The sequence below is a fragment of the Massilia sp. CFBP 13721 genome, from assembly GCF_014842025.1.
Lineage (GTDB): Bacteria > Pseudomonadota > Gammaproteobacteria > Burkholderiales > Burkholderiaceae_D > Telluria.
On sequence record NZ_JACYUY010000008.1, the window covers coordinates 90,426 to 108,421 of the forward strand.

At 63.4% G+C, this 17,996-nt stretch carries 26 protein-coding genes; 10 read left to right on the forward strand and 16 right to left on the reverse strand.

Features of this window, described 5'->3' with window-relative positions; translation table 11 throughout:
- Nucleotides 1–2: 2 nt before the first annotated feature.
- The 15 genes from IFT60_RS10080 to IFT60_RS10150 all read right to left on the reverse strand — a co-directional run bounded on the left by IFT60_RS10080 (nt 3) and on the right by IFT60_RS10150 (nt 12,936).
- The gene (locus IFT60_RS10080; RefSeq protein ID WP_192051839.1) at nt 3–152 is read right to left on the reverse strand and encodes a hypothetical protein; all 150 of its coding nucleotides are present in this window, start codon (nt 150–152) and stop codon (nt 3–5) included.
- On the reverse strand, nt 149–586 hold the full coding sequence (locus tag IFT60_RS10085) for a hypothetical protein (protein WP_192051840.1): 438 nt from the start codon (nt 584–586) through the stop codon (nt 149–151). The genes IFT60_RS10080 and IFT60_RS10085 overlap by 4 nt, the downstream gene beginning before the upstream one ends.
- Nucleotides 583–879: a head-tail joining protein gene (locus IFT60_RS10090; RefSeq protein ID WP_192051841.1), complete on the reverse strand. Its 297-nt coding sequence runs from the start codon at nt 877–879 to the stop codon at nt 583–585. Before IFT60_RS10090 ends, IFT60_RS10085 begins: the two co-directional genes overlap by 4 nt.
- Before the next feature lie 7 nt (nt 880–886).
- The gene (locus IFT60_RS10095) at nt 887–1,219 is read right to left on the reverse strand and encodes a DUF2190 family protein (RefSeq protein WP_192051842.1); all 333 of its coding nucleotides are present in this window, start codon (nt 1,217–1,219) and stop codon (nt 887–889) included.
- Nucleotides 1,220–1,255: 36 nt separating this feature from the next.
- On the reverse strand, nt 1,256–3,322 hold the full coding sequence (locus IFT60_RS10100) for a prohead protease/major capsid protein fusion protein (protein WP_229510778.1): 2,067 nt from the start codon (nt 3,320–3,322) through the stop codon (nt 1,256–1,258).
- Nucleotides 3,323–3,388: 66 nt separating this feature from the next.
- Nucleotides 3,389–4,861: a phage portal protein gene (locus IFT60_RS10105; RefSeq protein ID WP_192051843.1), complete on the reverse strand. Its 1,473-nt coding sequence runs from the start codon at nt 4,859–4,861 to the stop codon at nt 3,389–3,391.
- Nucleotides 4,861–5,073: a phage head-tail joining protein gene (locus IFT60_RS10110; RefSeq protein ID WP_192051844.1), complete on the reverse strand. Its 213-nt coding sequence runs from the start codon at nt 5,071–5,073 to the stop codon at nt 4,861–4,863. Before IFT60_RS10110 ends, IFT60_RS10105 begins: the two co-directional genes overlap by 1 nt.
- A gap of 50 nt (nt 5,074–5,123) precedes the next feature.
- On the reverse strand, nt 5,124–5,483 hold the full coding sequence (locus IFT60_RS10115; RefSeq protein ID WP_192051845.1) for a Mor transcription activator family protein: 360 nt from the start codon (nt 5,481–5,483) through the stop codon (nt 5,124–5,126).
- Nucleotides 5,414–7,411 (reverse strand): phage terminase large subunit family protein, encoded by a 1,998-nt coding sequence (locus IFT60_RS10120; RefSeq protein ID WP_192051846.1) that lies wholly within the window; start codon nt 7,409–7,411, stop codon nt 5,414–5,416. Before IFT60_RS10120 ends, IFT60_RS10115 begins: the two co-directional genes overlap by 70 nt.
- Nucleotides 7,408–7,974 carry a hypothetical protein gene (locus IFT60_RS10125; RefSeq protein ID WP_192051847.1) on the reverse strand — a complete coding sequence of 189 codons (567 nt, stop codon included), beginning with the start codon at nt 7,972–7,974 and terminating at the stop codon, nt 7,408–7,410. The genes IFT60_RS10120 and IFT60_RS10125 overlap by 4 nt, the downstream gene beginning before the upstream one ends.
- A 152-nt stretch (nt 7,975–8,126) precedes the next feature.
- Nucleotides 8,127–8,882: a hypothetical protein gene (locus IFT60_RS10130; protein WP_192051848.1), complete on the reverse strand. Its 756-nt coding sequence runs from the start codon at nt 8,880–8,882 to the stop codon at nt 8,127–8,129.
- A gap of 256 nt (nt 8,883–9,138) precedes the next feature.
- Entirely contained in the window at nt 9,139–11,871 is a 2,733-nt protein-coding gene (locus IFT60_RS10135; RefSeq protein ID WP_192051849.1) for a DUF5906 domain-containing protein, read from the reverse strand.
- Nucleotides 11,858–12,052, reverse strand: coding sequence for a hypothetical protein (locus tag IFT60_RS10140; protein ID WP_192051850.1), 195 nt, complete (start codon nt 12,050–12,052; stop codon nt 11,858–11,860). Before IFT60_RS10140 ends, IFT60_RS10135 begins: the two co-directional genes overlap by 14 nt.
- 44 nt (nt 12,053–12,096) lie before the next feature.
- Nucleotides 12,097–12,540: a phage regulatory CII family protein gene (locus IFT60_RS10145; RefSeq protein ID WP_192051851.1), complete on the reverse strand. Its 444-nt coding sequence runs from the start codon at nt 12,538–12,540 to the stop codon at nt 12,097–12,099.
- Between the two features lie 66 nt (nt 12,541–12,606).
- Nucleotides 12,607–12,936 (reverse strand): transcriptional regulator, encoded by a 330-nt coding sequence (locus IFT60_RS10150; protein ID WP_192051852.1) that lies wholly within the window; start codon nt 12,934–12,936, stop codon nt 12,607–12,609.
- A 70-nt stretch (nt 12,937–13,006) separates the two neighbouring features.
- Between IFT60_RS10150 and IFT60_RS10155 the strand changes: the two genes are divergently transcribed.
- The 7 genes from IFT60_RS10155 to IFT60_RS10185 all read left to right on the forward strand — a co-directional run bounded on the left by IFT60_RS10155 (nt 13,007) and on the right by IFT60_RS10185 (nt 16,044).
- Nucleotides 13,007–13,663, forward strand: a complete 657-nt coding sequence (locus IFT60_RS10155) for a LexA family protein (RefSeq protein ID WP_192051853.1) — start codon at nt 13,007–13,009, stop codon at nt 13,661–13,663.
- A 3-nt stretch (nt 13,664–13,666) separates the two neighbouring features.
- Nucleotides 13,667–14,116 carry a S24 family peptidase gene (locus IFT60_RS10160; RefSeq protein ID WP_192051854.1) on the forward strand — a complete coding sequence of 150 codons (450 nt, stop codon included), beginning with the start codon at nt 13,667–13,669 and terminating at the stop codon, nt 14,114–14,116.
- A 13-nt stretch (nt 14,117–14,129) separates the two neighbouring features.
- Entirely contained in the window at nt 14,130–14,447 is a 318-nt protein-coding gene (locus IFT60_RS10165) for a hypothetical protein (protein WP_192051855.1), read from the forward strand.
- 234 nt (nt 14,448–14,681) lie between these two features.
- The gene (locus IFT60_RS10170) at nt 14,682–14,834 is read left to right on the forward strand and encodes a hypothetical protein (RefSeq protein ID WP_192051856.1); all 153 of its coding nucleotides are present in this window, start codon (nt 14,682–14,684) and stop codon (nt 14,832–14,834) included.
- Nucleotides 14,834–15,586: a hypothetical protein gene (locus IFT60_RS10175; protein WP_192051857.1), complete on the forward strand. Its 753-nt coding sequence runs from the start codon at nt 14,834–14,836 to the stop codon at nt 15,584–15,586. Before IFT60_RS10170 ends, IFT60_RS10175 begins: the two co-directional genes overlap by 1 nt.
- A gap of 1 nt (nt 15,587) precedes the next feature.
- Nucleotides 15,588–15,776, forward strand: coding sequence for a hypothetical protein (locus tag IFT60_RS10180; RefSeq protein ID WP_192051858.1), 189 nt, complete (start codon nt 15,588–15,590; stop codon nt 15,774–15,776).
- 10 nt (nt 15,777–15,786) lie between these two features.
- Nucleotides 15,787–16,044: a P-loop NTPase family protein gene (locus tag IFT60_RS10185; protein WP_192051859.1), complete on the forward strand. Its 258-nt coding sequence runs from the start codon at nt 15,787–15,789 to the stop codon at nt 16,042–16,044.
- Here the strand turns inward: IFT60_RS10185 and IFT60_RS10190 are convergent.
- The gene (locus IFT60_RS10190) at nt 16,028–16,348 is read right to left on the reverse strand and encodes a hypothetical protein (RefSeq protein WP_192051860.1); all 321 of its coding nucleotides are present in this window, start codon (nt 16,346–16,348) and stop codon (nt 16,028–16,030) included. The genes IFT60_RS10185 and IFT60_RS10190 overlap by 17 nt on opposite strands.
- Before the next feature lie 71 nt (nt 16,349–16,419).
- Between IFT60_RS10190 and IFT60_RS10195 the strand changes: the two genes are divergently transcribed.
- From IFT60_RS10195 to IFT60_RS10205, 3 genes are read left to right on the forward strand one after another with little or no spacing between them, the layout of a single operon-like run.
- Nucleotides 16,420–16,770 carry a YfdP family phage-associated protein gene (locus IFT60_RS10195; protein WP_192051861.1) on the forward strand — a complete coding sequence of 117 codons (351 nt, stop codon included), beginning with the start codon at nt 16,420–16,422 and terminating at the stop codon, nt 16,768–16,770.
- Nucleotides 16,767–17,591, forward strand: coding sequence for a DUF2303 family protein (locus IFT60_RS10200; protein WP_192051862.1), 825 nt, complete (start codon nt 16,767–16,769; stop codon nt 17,589–17,591). The genes IFT60_RS10195 and IFT60_RS10200 overlap by 4 nt, the downstream gene beginning before the upstream one ends.
- Nucleotides 17,592–17,605: 14 nt before the next feature.
- Nucleotides 17,606–17,989 (forward strand): hypothetical protein, encoded by a 384-nt coding sequence (locus IFT60_RS10205; RefSeq protein WP_192051863.1) that lies wholly within the window; start codon nt 17,606–17,608, stop codon nt 17,987–17,989.
- Nucleotides 17,990–17,996: the final 7 nt, after the last annotated feature.

Sequence of the window (17,996 nt, forward strand, 5' to 3'; positions counted from 1 at the left end):
GCTTATTCCTTCACTTCAGCTGCTGGTGGATCGACAGGGTCGTTCGAGACCCACTCCCATTTCGTGCGGTCGAAGGTCCAGCTGCCGCCGCTCGGAGGCGTCGGGATTGGCCGCGGGTCGGCAGCCACTTGTTCTTCGTTTTTCGTTTTCATTCTTGCTCCAGGGTGGAATTGCTGGTTCGGTGTTCTGCGATGTACGTGATGCGCACCCATCCCGTTTTCTTTCCGTCGGATGTGTTCTCGGCCTCAACGCCTGCGATCGCCAAATCGCCCACAACGCCGCCGAGCGTTGCGTCCGCTGCCAGTCGCTCGTACACCGCTTCGAGCAGCGGGTCGACGGCGAGGTCGCCCGTCTCCGTGACGCTGCGCGCGAAGCACTCGACGGTGATCCGGCTGCTCCAGTCGATCGGGCCACCGTGCATGACGCCGCGGTTCGGCAGCGCTTGGTCGAACTGCACGCTAATAGCGCGGTCGAGCGAATCGGGAATAGCGTTCGAACGCGCGCGGTAGATGGCGTCGCACACGGCTGGAGCTTCCGACAGCCGGGACACCACTGCGGCGACGATGCCCGAAAATGCCGTCGTCACTGGGCGCACTCCACGGTCAGGATCGTCATGCCGGTGCCGTCGGGAGCAGGCAGGACGATCACGTAGGGCACGCCGTTAATTTCGATGAGTTCGTCCACCAGGTTCGCCGGCAGGCCCGCACTGGCGACCTTGACGGTCGGGCTGGTGTCCGCCGCCCCCGGACCGCCGCCAACGACAACAGACGGACACTGGAAAATCCCAGGCACGACCGTGCCAGCGATGCGCACCTCGGCGTTGGCCAGGTGCCGCATGATGGCGGCGTTGGTGACGGCTTCGATGGCGGCGAAGTTCATGGGCGACTTAGCGGATCACGCCGTCGAGGCAGACGCGCGCGACGCTCGCCGCCCCGCCTTTGGCTTCGGTCAGGGCGCCGACCAGCGTATTGCCGGCAGCGGTCGTGGTGATCTTGCGGGCGGCGTTGTCCCAATAGACCTTGGCGCCCTGGGCGGCCGCGTCGGCGGTGACAGCGGTGATGTCGAAGACGCCTTCACGGTCGATCTCGACAGGCTGGCCCTGGAGCGCGTCGCCCGCAGCGATGCCGAACAACGCGCCGACCAGCACGCCCATGCCGCCACTGAGGCCGTATGGGGCGGTGACGGTGATGACGCGGCCCTTCTGAATTTTGTTGCGCATATGGTTTCCCTAGTTGATGGTTTCGGTGAAGCGCGCTTACGCAGCGGCGCCCTTGTACAGGCCGCGGTGGTCGACCGCCTTGGCGGCGAAGTCGAGGCGGCATTTCCAGGTGACGCCGTCGACCTCGAAGCCGGCCTGGCTTTCGATGACCGGACCTTCGGCCCCGTCCAGGTAGCAGTACTCGACGGTGTCGATCTGGCTGTTGTTGCTGGCCAGGTACCATTCCTTGTCGCTGGCGCCGTCCAAGATCGGCTCGACGATCGGCTCGACCGCGGTGCGGCCGCCGCTGCGGAATTCGTTGATATCGCCCTGCTTGGCCGGCACGTAGTTCGCACTGGTGAGCTGGTAGGCATCCTGCTCGAGCGAGACCGGCACGATCAGGAAGTTCGGCGACAGGTTCAGTTCTTCGCCCTGCAGGCCCTTCTGCAGGCGCATCGCGGTGCGGCCCGCCTTCAGCGCGGACAGCTGCAGTGCCGAGCCGAGGCCGGTGCCGAGGTTCTTGTGGTCCTCGTGGAACAGGGCCTTGCTGTCGCCCATCGCAGGGTTGGCGGTCAGCTGGCTGTACACCAGACGGTTCTCCAGGCGGCTCGAGCTTGCGCCGAACGCGGTCACCAGGCGCTCGAAGGCGCGCAGGTCGTCGTTGATGATGGCTTGGCGGGTGAGCGACACCATGCGGCCATAGGTGACCAGCGCGTAGCTGGTGGCGCCGTCGACCATCGTGCCGTACTTGAACTCGCCGTGCTCGTTGGTGCGCAGCAGTTCCGGTGCGCCGGACAGCTGGACGATGTTGATGTTCTTGAAGTCCGGCGCGTTCGGCGCGCGGCGGGCCCAGCGCGTGTAGGTGCCCTGGTTTTCTTCATAGGCCGAGCGCATGCGCTTGTTCGCCACGTTGGCGAAGATGTTCGCGAAGTCGCTGGTGCCGTGCATGCCAGAACGGTATTGCAGCACTTCGGTGGCCAGGCGCAGGCGATCCATGCCGCGGGTCTGGATGCCACGCGATTCGAGGAAGTCGCGGCCGATTTCGAGCAAGCTCATGCCGCGGTACTGGCGGCCGTTGTCGGTGAGCTGGGCGCCTGCGTGCACGCGGTGCATCATCGCTTCTTCGATGCCGGCCATGCGCACCTGCTGCTCGTCGCCCACGACCTGGATGCGGGTGTTGTGGTGGCCGCCGGCCGCAGCGTCGTTGCGGGCGAGCTCGTCAAGCACAGCCTGGCGCGCTTGGTCGACGGAATTGCCGCCGCGGATCAGACCAGCAGCCAGGTTGCTGACGTTGTGCCGGACGCACATCTCGGTGATCTCCGCAGCGCGGGTGGCAGCGTCGTCGGCTGCCGGCGCAGCAGTTGGTGGCGTGGCGGCTGCTGCCGGCGCCGGTGCTGGTGCGGCTGGTGCGGCGGAACGGGTTGCATCGGTAGGCGCTTGATTCGAGGCGCCCGACGTGGTCGTGGTCATAAGATCTTCCTGGGATGGTGGGACGGACAATTGGGCGGGCGCCCGGGTAGTAAATTCGCAGTGCACGCCGTTCGCCGGCTGGCTGCGCGTGCTCGCGTCGGCATCGGCCGGGACGGTGACGAAACTGATCTCGTACGGCTGCCAGCTGACGGCGCGGTAGAGCGGCATGTTGACGCCGTCGGTGCGGTCGATGGCACGGGTAATTTCGTATTTGGTGACGTTGTAGCCGAAGCTGATCGATCGAATGATGCCGGCCTTGATGTCGGCAACGATGCCGGCCATCTCAGCACGGGTAGACAGGCGCAGCGTCGCGCGGCCTTCGCCGTCAGCGATGCTTGCCCGGGTGGCGATACCGATGATTGAGGCGACGCCACCGTAGACGCGATGGCCGTCGAGCACCTGGACAGTGCCGGCATCGAAGCGCGACATATCGACCGCTTCCGGCGTAACAGCCAGCTCCTCTTCGTAGGCAGTTTCGGTCCACCAGTCGTAGCGGCGCACACGCGAGCCGGTCGTCCATACGACCTCGACGGTGTTCTCGGCTTCATTGAAGGTGGTCGGAACCAGCGTTGCCTCGCGCATGACCGAAGGCATGGTGCGCGCATCGCCGGCAGACCGGGTGGCGTTTTGCGGGTGGGTGGTGGGCGTCGTCATGCACCCATTCTGCGGATTGCGTTGTCTCAATTCTCGGAAAACTGAGACAACTTTTCCGACAGACAATCAGACCTGTTTCGCAGGCTTGTCCTGGGCGCCTTGCTCGGTCGGCATGTTCCCGCGCTGCATGAACAGCAGCACGTCGAGGATGCCTCTTCCCTGGAGATCCTTGATGTCGGACTCAAGCTCGGCGAACACCACCTTCGGGTCGTATCCGCGCTGCCGCAATTTCTCGCTGATGCTCGACAGGCCCGCTCCGATCTCGGCCAGGTCTGCCTTTACATCCTGCTCGGGGTTCACGTAATCCCACTTCGGCGGGCTGAAGTCGACCGACTTGTCGCGGCTTTTTACCTTGCCGGCCAGGTAGGCCGCTTCGACGAACGCGCCCCACAGCGGTTCGAGCAGCTTCGGGATCAGGACCAGCCACTGCAGCTGCTGGACCGAGCGCCGGAAGTCGAGCAGGCGCACGCGCGCGCTGCTGAAGTTCACGCCGCTCATGTCGCCGGTCAGCATCTCGTAGGGCACGCCGATGCCGGCGGCGATCAGGTGCAGCTGGTACTTGACGTAGTCGACATAGCCAGGCGCCGCCTTCGGCTCGACAACGGTGAAGTTCATCCCGGCCGGCATGCCGACGACGGTGCCGCCGCCCAGGTCGCCCAGGTCACGCGCGCCCTGGCCCTCGCCGGCGCCGCCCAGCCCGGCGGGGTTTTCCATCTGGGTCATGTCGCCACTGGCCAGGACCGACAGGCGCGTCTCCAGGTTCTTGCGCGCCAGCTCGGCGTCCTCGTACAGCTGCAGGTCGCGTACGCGCGAAATCACCGACGCGAAGCGCGAGAAGCCGCGGCCCTGCCCTGGCCGCTCGGGCGAAAACAGATGCACGATGACGTCGGCCGAGACGCGCTGGCTTTGCGCACGCCCGCGCACGGTGCTCACCTCGCCAGGATGCTGGTCCCACAGCCAGTACGCCGCCACTGCGCCGAGCGGGCTGTACTCGATGCCGTTGATGATCGTGTTGCTTTGGTAGGTGCCGGTCTTGCTGTCGTCGAGCCAATCGATTTCCAGCAACTGCAGCTGCAGCGGTACCGGCAAGCCATCCGAAGCACGCCGCCAGCGCAGGCGCACCAGCACCTCGCCGTCCTGCTCCATCGCCGTGTCGGCCGCCTTGGTCAAGCCGAAGAAATCGAAACGACCGTCGGCGTCACAGACCTTGGACCATTCCGCGAACAGCTTGTTAAGGACGTCCTTCTCGCGCCCGGTGGCGCGCGGCAGGATGCCGGTGCCGACCGCGGCAGAGACCAGGCCTTCCAGGCCGGCGCGGATGTAGGGCACGTTCTGCACCAGGGCGCGGGCCTTGGTGCGCACGGTGCGGGCGTCGGCCTTGTGGTCGGCATTCGCGCTCGCGCCCGCGCGCCGTGGCCGCCAGGTGTCGCGCGGGCTGGCCGCTTCGTACGCGCGGGCCAGCTGCTGGCGGGCGAAGTGCCGGGCGATGCCGGCGTGCGGGCTGACCCAGCCGACGATCCGGTCGAGAACGTTCGGCATCAGTCGCCCCTGGAGGTGGTGAAGTTGAAGCGGAAGACGCCCGGGCCGCGGGTGCGGCCCGCCGCGTTGACCACCGTCGCGACGTGGTTGCGCGCGGCGATCAGGGCGGCGGTGGTCTGGTAGGTAATTTTGCGCCCGTCGAATTCCACCGACAGCGTGCCGGAGGCGATTGCGGAATCGAGCGCGTCGAGGTCAGTTTGGGAGAGGGCCATGCCGCCAAGGGTAGCGGCCGGGCTGTCTCAGTTCTCGGAAAACTGAGACATTATTTCTTTCCGCCATCCTGCTTGATGATCCGGTACACCGTCGCACGCCCGATGTTCAGCCGGCGCGCCACCTCGGCGGCGTTGCGACCGTTGAACATGGCCAGGACCTCTTTCGTGATCCGCTCACGTTGCGCGATCGAGCGCTGCGGGATGTAGATCTCGATGCCGCTGAACTCGCGCCTGACCTCTTCCTTCAACACGGCCGCGCGCGGCGCGAAGTCCGGAAACTCGGCAGCGATGAACGCGAAGATGGCGTCGACCAGGTCGGGGTTGCTGAAGACCTCGTTCGCTACCACTGCCTCCCCACAGGCCGGCGCGGCATGCTGGTGGTCGACGTGGGTTTCGGTGTTGGCGGCCATGGTTCGCTTTTCGTTTCTTGTGCTGGGGTGGATGCTGGTGGTGCGACAGGTATTGCTGGCGGCGCGCCGTCCGCTGGTGGTGGTGCCGGCGCCTGTTCGAACAGGTCGGGCGTGTCCGGATCGACGAAGTCGCGCAGCACCTTCCACTGCGCAGGCGTCTTCTTGTGCAGGCCCAAGTACTGCGCACAGGCCACGCCGTACACCATCAGGTCGCCGGCCTCGTTGCGGTCGGCCTTTTTCTTTTCCCACACCCGGACCTTGCGCCCGCGCTTGAAGGCGGTGACGCAGTATTCGGCTGTCAGCTGCTCGTAGTATTCCTTCGGCAGGTCGTTCGGGAAGTGGATCGCGCCCGGGCCGCTGGTGAGGTGGTAGCGCGCGGCCAGGTAGTCCTTGGCGGTGTCGGTACCGATCAGCCACAGCTTGGCGCCATGGGGCATGACCTTGCCCTGCCAGTTGACATCGACCAGCGACGGCTTCGCACTCAAGATCGGTTTGTTCAGCGTCGAGGCGCCCTTGATGGCGTAGACGTGCCGGTGCTGGCGGGTGCGCGTGAAGTTGTAGACGTCCTGGGTATTGGCGCCGCCCGAGTCGATGAACACCGCGGAGATCGACAACATGCGCCCGCCAGCATGGCGGTAGCGCCCGAGCAGCGCCTGGTCGAGCTTCTCCTGCGTCTCCGCGTCCGCCGGCGAGCCGGCGATCACCTGGTAATCGACCACCCATGCCTCGAGGCCTTCGCCCCAGGCCAGCACCTTCAGCTCGAAGCGGTCCGGCTGGGTGTCGACGGTGCCGGTGAGGATCAGGCCGCCCTTCGGCACCTCGCCCATCTTGTAGGCGTCGGCCCGGGCCTGCAGCTCGCCGGCCTTGGTCTGCTCTTTCTTGCGTTCCCAGCAGCGCGCCAGGCGCGTGTTGTAGAACGTGATCATCAGCTCCTCGCTGCCCTCTTCCAGCTTGGCCCGGGCCGCGCGGTACTCGAGCAGCAGCGCGCTCCAGGGGATCCAGCCGTAGGGCGCGAACATGGCGTTGATCGTGAAGCTGACGGTCTCGCCATCACCAGGCACGCCGGCGGACCACAGCCCGCGCGCGAACATGCGGCCCTTGTCGGTTTCGACCATGTAGTCGCCGCAGTCGCTGCACGGGTAGATGGCCTGGCCACTGTCGTCCTGCTCCAGGCGCTCGAAGACCAGCGGCTGGGCGTGGCCGCAGTGCACGCACTCGGCCAGGGCTTCCTGCTGCGTCCCCTGCAGGTACAGCGATTCGATGATCGACGCACCGGTGACCGTGGGCGAGCTGGGGAAATAGGACTTGCGGTTGCGTTCGAACGTGGTCTGGCGTGCCTTGGCCAGCGCGACCGGGTCGCCCTCGCCGTTGACGTTCGCCTCGGCACGGTCGACCTCGTCGAACAGCACCCGGCGCGCCGGGATCTCGGAGAGGTTGGCCGCGGCGCCGGCGGTGACGATGTGCAGCGAGCCGCCGATGTATTCCTTCGTGTCGAGCGTGTTGACCGAATCGCGCGAGCGCGGGCCGGCGACGCGGGCGCGCACTTCCGGCACCGCGGCGATGGTCTTGCTCACGCGCGCGCTGGTCCGCTTGGCCAGCTTCCCGGTCGGCAGGATCCACAGGAAGTTCGCCGGCGACTGGTGCACCGTCGAGCAGAACCAGTTCAGGCCCACCTGCGTCTTGAGCATCTGGGACGCGCCCATCAGCGCGACGACCTTGCACCAGTGGGCGTCAGACAGGGCGATCATCACCTCGCGCGCGTGGGGCGTGCGGCTGGTGCGGTACTTGCCCGACTCGTTCGCGCCGGATTCTTTCGGGATGATCATGTAGCGGTCGGCCCAGGCGTCGACCATCATGTTCGGGTCGGGCATCAGTCCGCGCGCAAACGCCTGCCGTGCGACTCCAGCTGCTGGTGCCAGGCCGATCATTCGAGCGCATCCTCGATCTGGATGGCCAGCTTTTCGCTGAACGTGTGCACCATACTTTCCAGCAGCGTGCGGGTCTCGCGATCGATGACGGCCTCGCATTCATCGGCAGTGGTCAGCGGCGCAACGTCGGCAGCGACACGGCGGCCGTAGTTCATCAGCCCATCGCGCAGCGCCCGCGCCACCTCGAACACGACTGAGTCCACGTCCGCTTTGAGGAGGTACAGGCCGGCCATCTCCGCCAGCTTGATCTCGGCGACGGCTGCCTCCGCCGCCTCCCTGCGCGCGCGGCTCGAATCGTACCCAGGGATCTTGGCAGGCGCCTCCGCACCTCCGGCACCTCCCGCGCCCGCCACGCTTGAGGGCTGCGCCCCATTTGCCAGCAGGTCAGGCTTGTTGCCCTTCGCGCGCTTGCGGGTGTTGGTCTCGTAGCGGTGGGTCGCATACTCGGCATCCACCTTGCCGTCGGTGACCGGGATCTCGCAACGGTCGACCGCGTCATACGCGGACTGGCGGGAAATTCCCACCAGCTTGGCCCACTCGGCAATGGTTGTCAGTTTCGGCATGTGTTTCGGTACGTTGTCAGGATGTTTGTCAGGAAATGTTTTGGGGTTCCGCTAGTGCGTCGTCGAGGCCTGAATTACCCTTGCTTAGGTGTTGCTGGGAAGAACCTAACCCCGGGGGAGGTGCTCCTATGCAACATTTTCACGGAGAAAGACTACCTCCGCCGGGCCGTCGCCAACGCCTTCGTCAGCTCGGCATTGAAGTGCCCAGGGAAGCGCGCACGCGCCGTCGCGTCGCCGACCTCGAAGAACTTGAAGATCGGACGGTAGTTGGCGCGCCTGGCGAAGATGAAGACCGGCTTGACGGTCGTGCCCATGCCCACCTTCTTCTTCATGTACACCCCAGGCTGCAGCCCGCGGCGCGGCTGGGCCAGCGCGAAGTAGGTAACGCCTTGGCGCGTGATCGTGCGGTTCGACGCCGCGCTGCCCGATGCCCGCGATTCGTAGCCGGCGCCGCGCTGCAGCTTCAGCTGCGACAGGATCTGGATGATCTGGCTGCGCTTGACGTTGCCGTTCGCGTCCAGCTGGGCGCCCACGGCCGGCACGGCCACCCAGCCGGCAGGCATGAGGCGGGACGACTGGAGCAGGCGTTCCATGCCCTTCTGGCGGCGCTCGCCACCGAAGATCTGCGGTGCCAGGTAGCGGTCCGCCGGCGTGCCCTTGCTCGATGGGTTGTCCTTCAGCCAGACGCGCGCCTCCAGGTTGCCGCGCGTGGCGCGCTTGAGGAAGGTGCTGTTGAGGGTGTAGTTGGTCGGACGGTCGAATGCCCGCGTCATTTCTTTCTTGATCGCGGGCTGGACGTCCTGGGCCGTACGGGTGAGCGCCACGGCGGCAGCGTACTCACCCTGGCGGCCGAACTCGCGGATGTTCGCCGCGACGTTCGGGAAATTGTGTTCGATGCTGATTCTCATACCCTGCTCCTCATTAATGCAGCCTTTTCCGGCTTTGTTTTCAACCCTGCTCGTCTGTAACCCGCATGGATGCTAGTTTTTAGCAGGGTGTGTATAGTTGCAGGGTCGTTTTTGATATGAGCACTAAAAAAAAGCTCATCATCAGAACCACAACGATTTGCGCATACGTGCGCAAAACCCGGCAAACCCTGCATACCCTGCTGAAACCCACTATCCATGCGGCTTTCAGACGTGCAGGGTTAACATGCAACCCTGCTCAACCCTGCAATACCCTGTCCGCACGAACGTCGCCCAGCTTCCGGAACTTGGCGATCTGCTCCTCCAAGCTCTCAGCGTGGTCGGGGTTGTCGACCACGAATGTCATCCGTGACTTCTTGTGCTTGCTTTCGACGGCTACTGCCTTCTTGGCCTTGGTCTCACGCCCGCCCATCAGGCCGGCGAACTTGCACAGCGTGAGCGGCTTCTCCCCGCTCTTGTCGCACCAGCGCTTGTAGATGATGTACAGGTCCTCCGACAGGCAGGAGCAGTACGGCGCATCCAGGTAGCCGTCTTTCCAGGCCCGGTGGAAGCTCATCCACCCGGCCAGGCCGAACTCGATCACCCGTTCCTTGGCCAGCGTCATCGGCGGCTTGGTGTGTTCGTTGAAGTCGTCCAGGGGCAGGTTGAGCAGGAAGTCGTAGAACGCCTCGATCCCGCCCTGGGCGATTGCCTGCTGGACAGCGGCATAGAAAGCCGGGTCCTGTTTCCGGCGCGCCTCGACCACCATGAAGCGGCGATCCTCCAGCTCGATCGGGATCGGCTGCGGCTCGTTCGAGAGGAACACCGAATTCATGTGGTTGCGCTCGTCGCGCTCCGGCAGGTTCTTCTGGTTGATGCTCATCGACTTGCCGGTGATCATGTACTTGAGCGTGCCGTTGTGGCTGTACTTGTCGTCCCGCGACAGCACCTCCTCGAACAACGTGAACAGTTTGCGGCTGCGCCAGGCCGTGAACGACGAGTCCAGCTGGTGTTGGCTGGCCACAGTGCCGTAGTCGCCATAGATCGGCAACATCACATCCTGGAAGAACAGCGACTTGCCGGTACCCTGCTTTTCCCCGAACATCAGCAAGGCGGTCTGCATCTTCGCCCCGGGGTGCTGGAGGGGATAGGCCAGCCATCGCAGGATCCATTCGACGCATTCATCGGCCTTGTCTTCGGCGTCGCACAGCGAACCCAGGAGCGCGAGGATCGGCCCGATCAGCGCAGGGTTATGCTTCGCCTGGACTGGCCAGCCCAGGAAGATGTTCACGTGACTGACCGGGTCGGCGGTCTGGGTCGGGTCGAACACCAAGTTGCGCGCCTCGATGGTCTTGCGCTGGGCGTGTTCCTGCCATTTCCCGGTCAGCTCGGCGGTGTAGTCGGCGCGCACGGCGCCCAGCGACATCACCTGCTGGCCGATGGCGTCCCACACCGTTTCCGTCCCTCGCAGGAGTGTGAGGTTGTCGAGCATCTCGCCCAGCTTGCCGCCCCCCGCACCCCCTTCGACGGCGCGCCCGCCCACCAGGGTGGGGAGGGATTCGCGCATGATCGTCCGACGCTTGCCGTCCTTTTCCCAGCTCGAAGCCAGTTCCTTGCCGACCCATGCGGTGAAGGCGGATTTCTTGAGGCGCTGGCGGCGCAGGCTGTCCCACACGTCGGTGGTGGGATAGATCAGGCTGAAGTGCGCGAGCAGCACCTCCAGCGTCGGTACCCGGATGGCCGACGCCACATCGGTTTCCGCAGCTGCTGGTGCAGCCTCGGGCGGCGGCGCTTCGTCCAGGTAGCTCGGCACGTCGTCCAGGCCGACTGGTACGGCAGCTTCCTCCGCAGTGAGGGCGCGGGAGCGCGCGGCGACAACCTGGTCGCGCACGGTCTCGAGCGATTCGGCCAGGTACAGGTCGTTGAAATCCGACCACTTGTCGTCGACGCGGTCGGCGAACTGGGGCCAGACCACGGAAGCGTTGCCGACAGCGCGGGCTGCGGCACGGGCGCGCGAAATGCCGGCATTCTCGAATTTGCGCAGCGAGACCTGGCGGCCGGCGCGGATATCGGCCTCGATGTAGTCGGTGCCGGTGGCGTCCTTGCGCCAGGTGGCGCGCACGCGCACGATGTCGCCGCCTTTGGACTGGATCTCGTGGTCGGCGGCGTCGATGACAGGAACCCACTCGGCGTCAAAATCCTGCTGCAGGGCTTCGGCCAGGCGCGCGACGATGCGCATGTCGTCGTCGGCCAGGAACAGCAGGTGCGCATCCGGGAAGTCGCGCCGCAGCTGCTGCGCAACCGGCAGCAGGTTGCCGGCGTTGAAGGCGACCATCGCCGGGGTATCGAAGCCGGTCGCCATGCGCACGCTCTCGACCGTCGCATAGCCCTCGCCGATCTCGATCAGCGGCGTGCCGGTCGGGGCGGTGCCAATGAGGCAGCAGGCGCCGATCATGTCGCCGCCGGTGCTGAAGCGCTTTGCACCATCGGCCTCGATCCGCTGCAGCGCCGACAGCGTCGCGCCGGCGGTGCTGTATTTGCGGGCGGGCACCAGCAACTGGCCGCTGGCCGTCACGCGCGTGCCCTCGGTGCCAACGCGCTTGCGCTCGAGATAAGCGTGGCTTTTCTCGGCGGCGCCGCGCCAGCTGGCACGCGCGCGATTCGCCGCCAGCTCGGCAGCGCGTTGCTTGCGCTCCTCGGTGGCACGCTGCTGCTCGGCCTGCTTGCGATCGGCTTCGGCCCGCTCGGCCGACGTGACGCCTTCCCAATCGGCCTTGACCGGCACCGTATTCGGGTCCTGGCCCTGCCAGATGCCGTAGGCGCCGGTAACAACGTGGCGTCCACTGCTAAGCCTCAGCTCGCGTAGCTGGTACCAGGCCTTGCTCTCCCGCCCGAAGCGATGGATCTTCCCATCGAGCAGCGGGTGGCCAGACGGCAGGCTCGGCAAGCCCGAGCCGGTCATCTGGCCGATGACTTGCTCAAGCGTTGCCATGCTCAGCCTTCTCTTGCAACAGTTCGATCAGCATGCCCTGGTAGTGGGCCAGGATGCGCAGGCTTTCCTTTTCCGTGCGCGGTCCCTTGCGGATGTGACGGCGCTCAATCGGTTTCCTTGCCGTATCGTGTGGACGGTCGTTTTCGAGTGAAATATTCTTTAGCGGGGCGTGATTTTGCATCGTGCTTTTCATTGGGTGGGACGGGGAGGCGGGAGGACGCCGATTCAGCGCTCCGCCATCCCTTCAAGCCGGGCAACCACGCTCTCCAGCGCACGCTCGGCCAAGCGCACAGCCTCGCGCACGCGCATGACTTCAGCCTTGGTAATGCGGCCATCGGCCAAGGCCTGATTGATTTCGGCACCGACCTCCCCGTTCGTCTGCCACACCTGGGTGACCATTTCCAGCACGGCCATGTCTGCTGCTGACGCGCCCTCCTCCACGCGCACGCACACGAAGCCATGATTTGCCGCCAGGGAGTGCAGGACGTCGTACACGCCGGTGACGCCCATCAGGCGATCAGCTTCGTCCAGCGTCGGCTTGTTGGTCGCGCTGTTCGGATTTGCCTTGTTGCGCAGGATGCCTGCCGACAGGCCCATGCGCGGCGCGAGCGCGTCGACGCCTCCTGGCGAGCCATGAACAGTTTTATGGAATGCGTCGAGGTGGTTCATGTAGGAAACCCTTCATAAAATGGTGTGGCTAAACTGCTGTACTGCAATGATTAGGTTATGAAAACGTCAATCAACGCCACCCTGATCACTTGCGCGCCGCTTCGGCATCGGCGGGGCAAGCTCGACATCCGGAATGGTCGTTTCACACCCCTGCGCGCTGCTACCTACATCGTGTGCGGAAGCGAGTTCTGGCCAGATGCGGCGCCAGTCATCAGGCCTCAGGTGCTCGCGCGTTACAACACCGCCGGTTTCTCGCCAAATGTCGACGCATCGCTCAGGCGAAATTGGCGACTTTCCGTTGGCCATCTGCGAGAGATAGGAAGGCGATACACCAAGGCGGGCAGCCAAGGAGACAGCCCGCCCACGTTCCGTTGAGATGTAAGTTTTGAGGTCCATGCGCTCAGTTTAGTGAATACTAAACCGAACGTCAAGTGAATACTAATTTAGAAAACGCTAAACTTGGCATATGGATATTGTTGAGACAAGACGCGAGAACTTGCGCCGCTGGGTTGCTGCAAACGGGACACCAGTGAAGGAAAGAAGCTTTTTTTCGCAGCTGCAGAAAGATGCGTCTTTCGGTGAGCGAGTGGCCCGCCGTCTGGAGCAGCAGTACAAGATGGGTGCTGGTTACTTAGATCGATCAGCTGACGCCGACACCACTTCCTCAAAGGTTCCATTCGATGAAAATGTAGTGCCTGCGCCGATGGGCTTGCGCCCAGTTCCAGTTATCTCATCCGTACAGGCGGGAGCCTTGCGGGATATGGAAACCCCTTATCAGCCCGGCGACGGCTATGCATACGAGTACACTGATCAAGACCTGTCAGCCTGGGCCTTCGCTCTCGACGTCGAGGGACTTTCTATGGCGCCCGACTTTCGCCCTGGAGATCGGATCATTGTGGATCCGGAGATTTCGCCGAACCCTGGCGACTTTGTTATCGCCAGAAACGGCAGCGAGCAAGCCACGTTCAAAAAATACCGCCCACGTGGAATCGATGCGGCTGGCAACATGGTGTTTGAGCTTGTGCCACTCAATGATGATTATCCTACTCTCCGGAGTGATACGGAACAGTTGACGGTAATCGGCGTCGTAACGGAGCATCGCAAGAAGCTCCGTCGCTCATAACCGATGAGCGAAAGCGGACTGAATCAGCTACAGGTAGCAAGGATTCCAAGAATAAGTCTTAAGCTTCGCGCAGGCTCAGAAAATTACGAAACGGTTCCTGATTTAACTTTCATGGAACCGCTTTTAATATTGCAGCAGGAACTGAGTGTGCTTCGACTCGATGCCCGACGGCTTCTAGCTATGCGCGTGCGCAGCCAAGGCATGGAACCACTGTTGTTCGAGGATGACTGGGTTGTTATCGATATAGGCGACACTGTCCGCCGCAACCGAGAGGTATTCGCCCTAAACTGGAATGGTGAGGTGTGCGTCCAGCAACTGGTGGAAAGAGGTGGCCAATGGTATCTCAATAATGTGAATCCAGACTTTCACCCTATCAATGTCCGCAGCGGGCATTTGAGTATCATTGGGCGCGTGGTATATCAACCTGGCCGCACGATAACTGGCCGCTTATAAAACTGGAAACTCGATGAACTTGTCGAAAGTAGCGATCGCACTATTGGCTTTCGCAGTATTCTCAAACTCGCGGGCGGGCGACTATAGCAACGCTTATGAGAAGCAGAGCCGATGTGAAAGTGCAGGTAAATTAGCACAGTCATATTACAGGTCTGATACGAAGGCATTGAGATCAGCTGCAGCGAACATCGACAGGCAGGTTAAGAAAAAGGAAGTCTCACGGATGCTGGGTGAGAAGACGAAATATATCCTCTTTCTAGGCAATCAGGCGAAATCGCCTAATGATGCTTATATGAGCGCCTGGGCCTGGTGCATGGACCAAGATGAGTAATTCTTCTGCACTATCTGTAGCAGTCAACCTGCCCTGACAACATCACGACTTGCACCTCAGCCATTTCACGAACCCCGCCAGCGGGGTTTTTTTTCGCCTCAACGCCTCACACGAGAACAAAGTTAGCAAAATTCTGAACTTTGTTTAGTAAGTACTTGACCATCGGTTTAGTATTCGCTAAAGTCCTCCTGACCAAACGAGCCCAGCACCCGCCAGGCATTCTCAGGAGAGCACATGCGAACCTTCCACGTCACCGTCCGCACCGCCGGGCGCCCTACCGAATACATCGACATCACGTCCCAGTCCGCTGCTGAAGCCTGGGACCGTGCAGCTGCACGTGTTGGCGATGAGCCATGCGGCATCACCGTGATGACGGGAGGCCGTTGATGGACGCGCAGATCCGCCCTCGCAATCCGGTAGGGATGCCATCCCCAGGACGCCGGACTGGCACGCTTCGTTTGGCACCGAAGGACACCGCCACATCCCTGCGCAAAGCAATCCTCGACTGCGCGCTCCAGGCAACGGCCGCCGAGCCGACCGATACCGACGCTCGCCTGCACAGCTTCATCGCGAAGCTGTCCGGCACGATGGAAGGCCTGGGCGAGCGCGAGCTGGACGCCGCCCTGTGGAACCTGATGACAACCCACCGCCAGCCGACCGCCGACGAGCAGCTCGGCATCGACTGGTGGAACGGCCTTACCGAGGAGCGCCGTGCGCACTGGCTGCGCGTTGCCAACTCCGCCGCCCCCTTCGCCGCCTGGCAGGCCTTCTGCGCGGCCGAGAGCGACCTGGCGGTGGACGGCGTGAACGAAACCGTCTTGCCCGGGTGGGCCTCGTTCCACCAAGCCTGGAAGGGTGGCCATCTCTCTGTGCCCTACTGCTCGTGCTTGAGCGAAGACCTGTATATCGCCTACCGCCGCTGGGTTGACAAAAGCGGTGAGACGCCGCTGACGCTGTCCAAGTTCGCCGCGTTGATGGCCACGCGGGAGCGCAAGGCGCGACTCAACGTCGCGGCAGGTGCGAGCGACAAGACGATCAGGGCGGTATTTATCGTCGACAACCCGAATGAGACGGGCGGCCAGGCGGAGCAGATCGCACGCTTCCACACCACCGTAGACGCCCCCGCCAGCAGGGGCTGACATGCACCGCATCTCGCCCGACGCAGCCGCCCTGGAAGTCGCACACCACATGCTGCGCACCCCGCAACCGCTGGACGAGATGCTCAAGAACCCCAGCCTCAAGATCATCCTCGAGGCAGTCGCCCGCCGGCACATGCAGCGCCGCGCGCGCATCGACGTGAAGAAGCTGCAAGCCAACGACAACGATTAGCGAGATCCAAATGAAGAAGACCACTTCCATCACAAACCAGAACGCCGGCATCGTGATCCACGGCCCTTCCGGCTGCGGGAAGACCCGTAACGCCGCCGCGCTCGCACGCCATTACGGCAAGTCCTCGATCCTGGACGACTGGACTCCACGTCCGGGTGCGAAGCTGCAGGCCAACGTGCTCGCTTTGACCAATGAATCCCCGGCGCCGCTGGGCGCAATTGCCTTTTCCGACGCGATGTATGCGGCCGGACTCAGTCGTCGTCCATGACCTCCAACTTGGCAAGCACTTTGAGACGTTTCGAATATGCCTCCCAGTTGGCAGGACTTTCGGTCGGAATACAGCCGTCGTTGTACAGATAGATGACATCGACTGAATCCGAATCACGGGCAGACATTGCCTTGGCTTTTGCCGCAGTGACGCCCTTCAGACGCTGGGCAGTTGGGTGGCTTTCATAGACGACCCAGTCCTCGCGCGGATTGCCGAGTGGCTTGTAATAGCGGTTCAAAACGATGTAGCGCCCATCACCCAGGCGCTGCAAGCAATAGGGCAAATATTGATGGCGAACGGTCACGGTTTCCCCTCTAAAAAATAACGATTTAACCACGATTCGCATCACCAACCCGAGAAAGGATCAAAAACCCCATGAGCAAGAAAGCATTCGCCGTCTTCCTGCAGGAGCTGTGCGACGGCCGCACCCACGCCGAGCTGAGCGATCAGCTGGCCACCCTCCTCGAGAAGGTCAAGGAAACCGGCAAGGGCGGCGAGCTGACCCTGAAGCTGAAGGTGAAGCCAGCCGGCCGCGGCGCCGACGTCGACAAGATCGTGATCGGCGACAGCGTCACCCTGAAGCTGCCGAATCCGGAGCGCGGCGAGGACTTCTTCTGGCTGACCGAAGACCACGACCTGTCGCGCAATCACCCGCGCCAGGGAAACCTCGAACTGCGCGACGCCACCCCATCCCAACCCATCACCTTTAAGGAAGCAACGAAGTGAACGACAACAATAACGGCCTGGCCAAGGCCATCCAAGAGATCGGCGCCCTGGCGAATGCAGCCGCGGCATTCCAGGAAGTCGAAGGCACTACGCACCTGGTGGTCCCCGAAGGCTATAAGCACATCGACCTCACCGGCGCGATCGAGAAGATCGGCGACGGCCCACGCCGCAAGACCGGCACCGTCCACCTGAGCGAGATCGCCAGCTTCAACGTGTTCTGCGCCGACCAGGGCGAGACCGGACAGGTCTACATCTACGCCGACCCGGAAGCGCGCACGCTGACTGCGGTGCTGAACGATCACGTGCACGGCGACGAGGCGGCCGGCTGGCGTGACTACCGCGCCATCTTCAAGGCCGAGCTGAGCCGCGAGTTCGAGACCTGGATGCGCCACAACAAGAAGGTGATGGAACAGGAAGAGTTCGCCATCTTCCTCGAAGACAACATTGCCGACGTGGTCGAGCCGTCTGGCGAAACGCTGCTGCAGGTCGCGCTGACGCTGCAGGCTAAGACCGAGGTCAACTTCAGCAGCCAACGCCGCCTCGACAACGGCCAGGTGCAGTTCACCTACAGCGAAACGATCGACGCGCGCGCCACCGGCGGCTCGATCGAGATCCCGCGCGAGTTTGCGATCGGCGCCCGCCTCTTCAAGAACGGCGACGGCTACAAGGTGCGTGCGCGCCTGAAGTACCGCCTCGGCGCCGGCAAGGTCAAGTTCTGGTACGAGCTGGACCGCGCCGAGAACGTCATCGAGGACGCCTTCCAGGCATACGTCAACCAGGCACGCGAGAACGGCTTCACCGTCCTCTTCGGCAAACCATAACGAAAGACCCTGCCATGCACAAACGAGCATTCCAGAAGGGCGCGCGCATCCCGATGACCGCCGAGACCTACAGCCGCCTGGCGCTCCAGCTGCGCATGGCAGGCGAAGCGCTGATCACCCACCCTACCCCTGACACCTACAACCAGCTGACGAAGATGCTGGCCACGCTGGTGCGCGCGAAGATGGACAGCCCGGCCATCGACGACGCGAACAAGGCCCTGTCGGACATTTGCGATCGCTTCGAAGAGGAAGGCCGCATCTACGTCACCGACGACGAAGCCGTGCGCATTCGCCAGGCGGTCGCGCGCCTGGACAGCCAACTGCCGAACGTGGCAGTCAACCACTTCCGCCAGGCCGTGGTCGAGGTCGAAGTCTTTTGCGCCAGCGTCGGCGCCTGAACGGGAG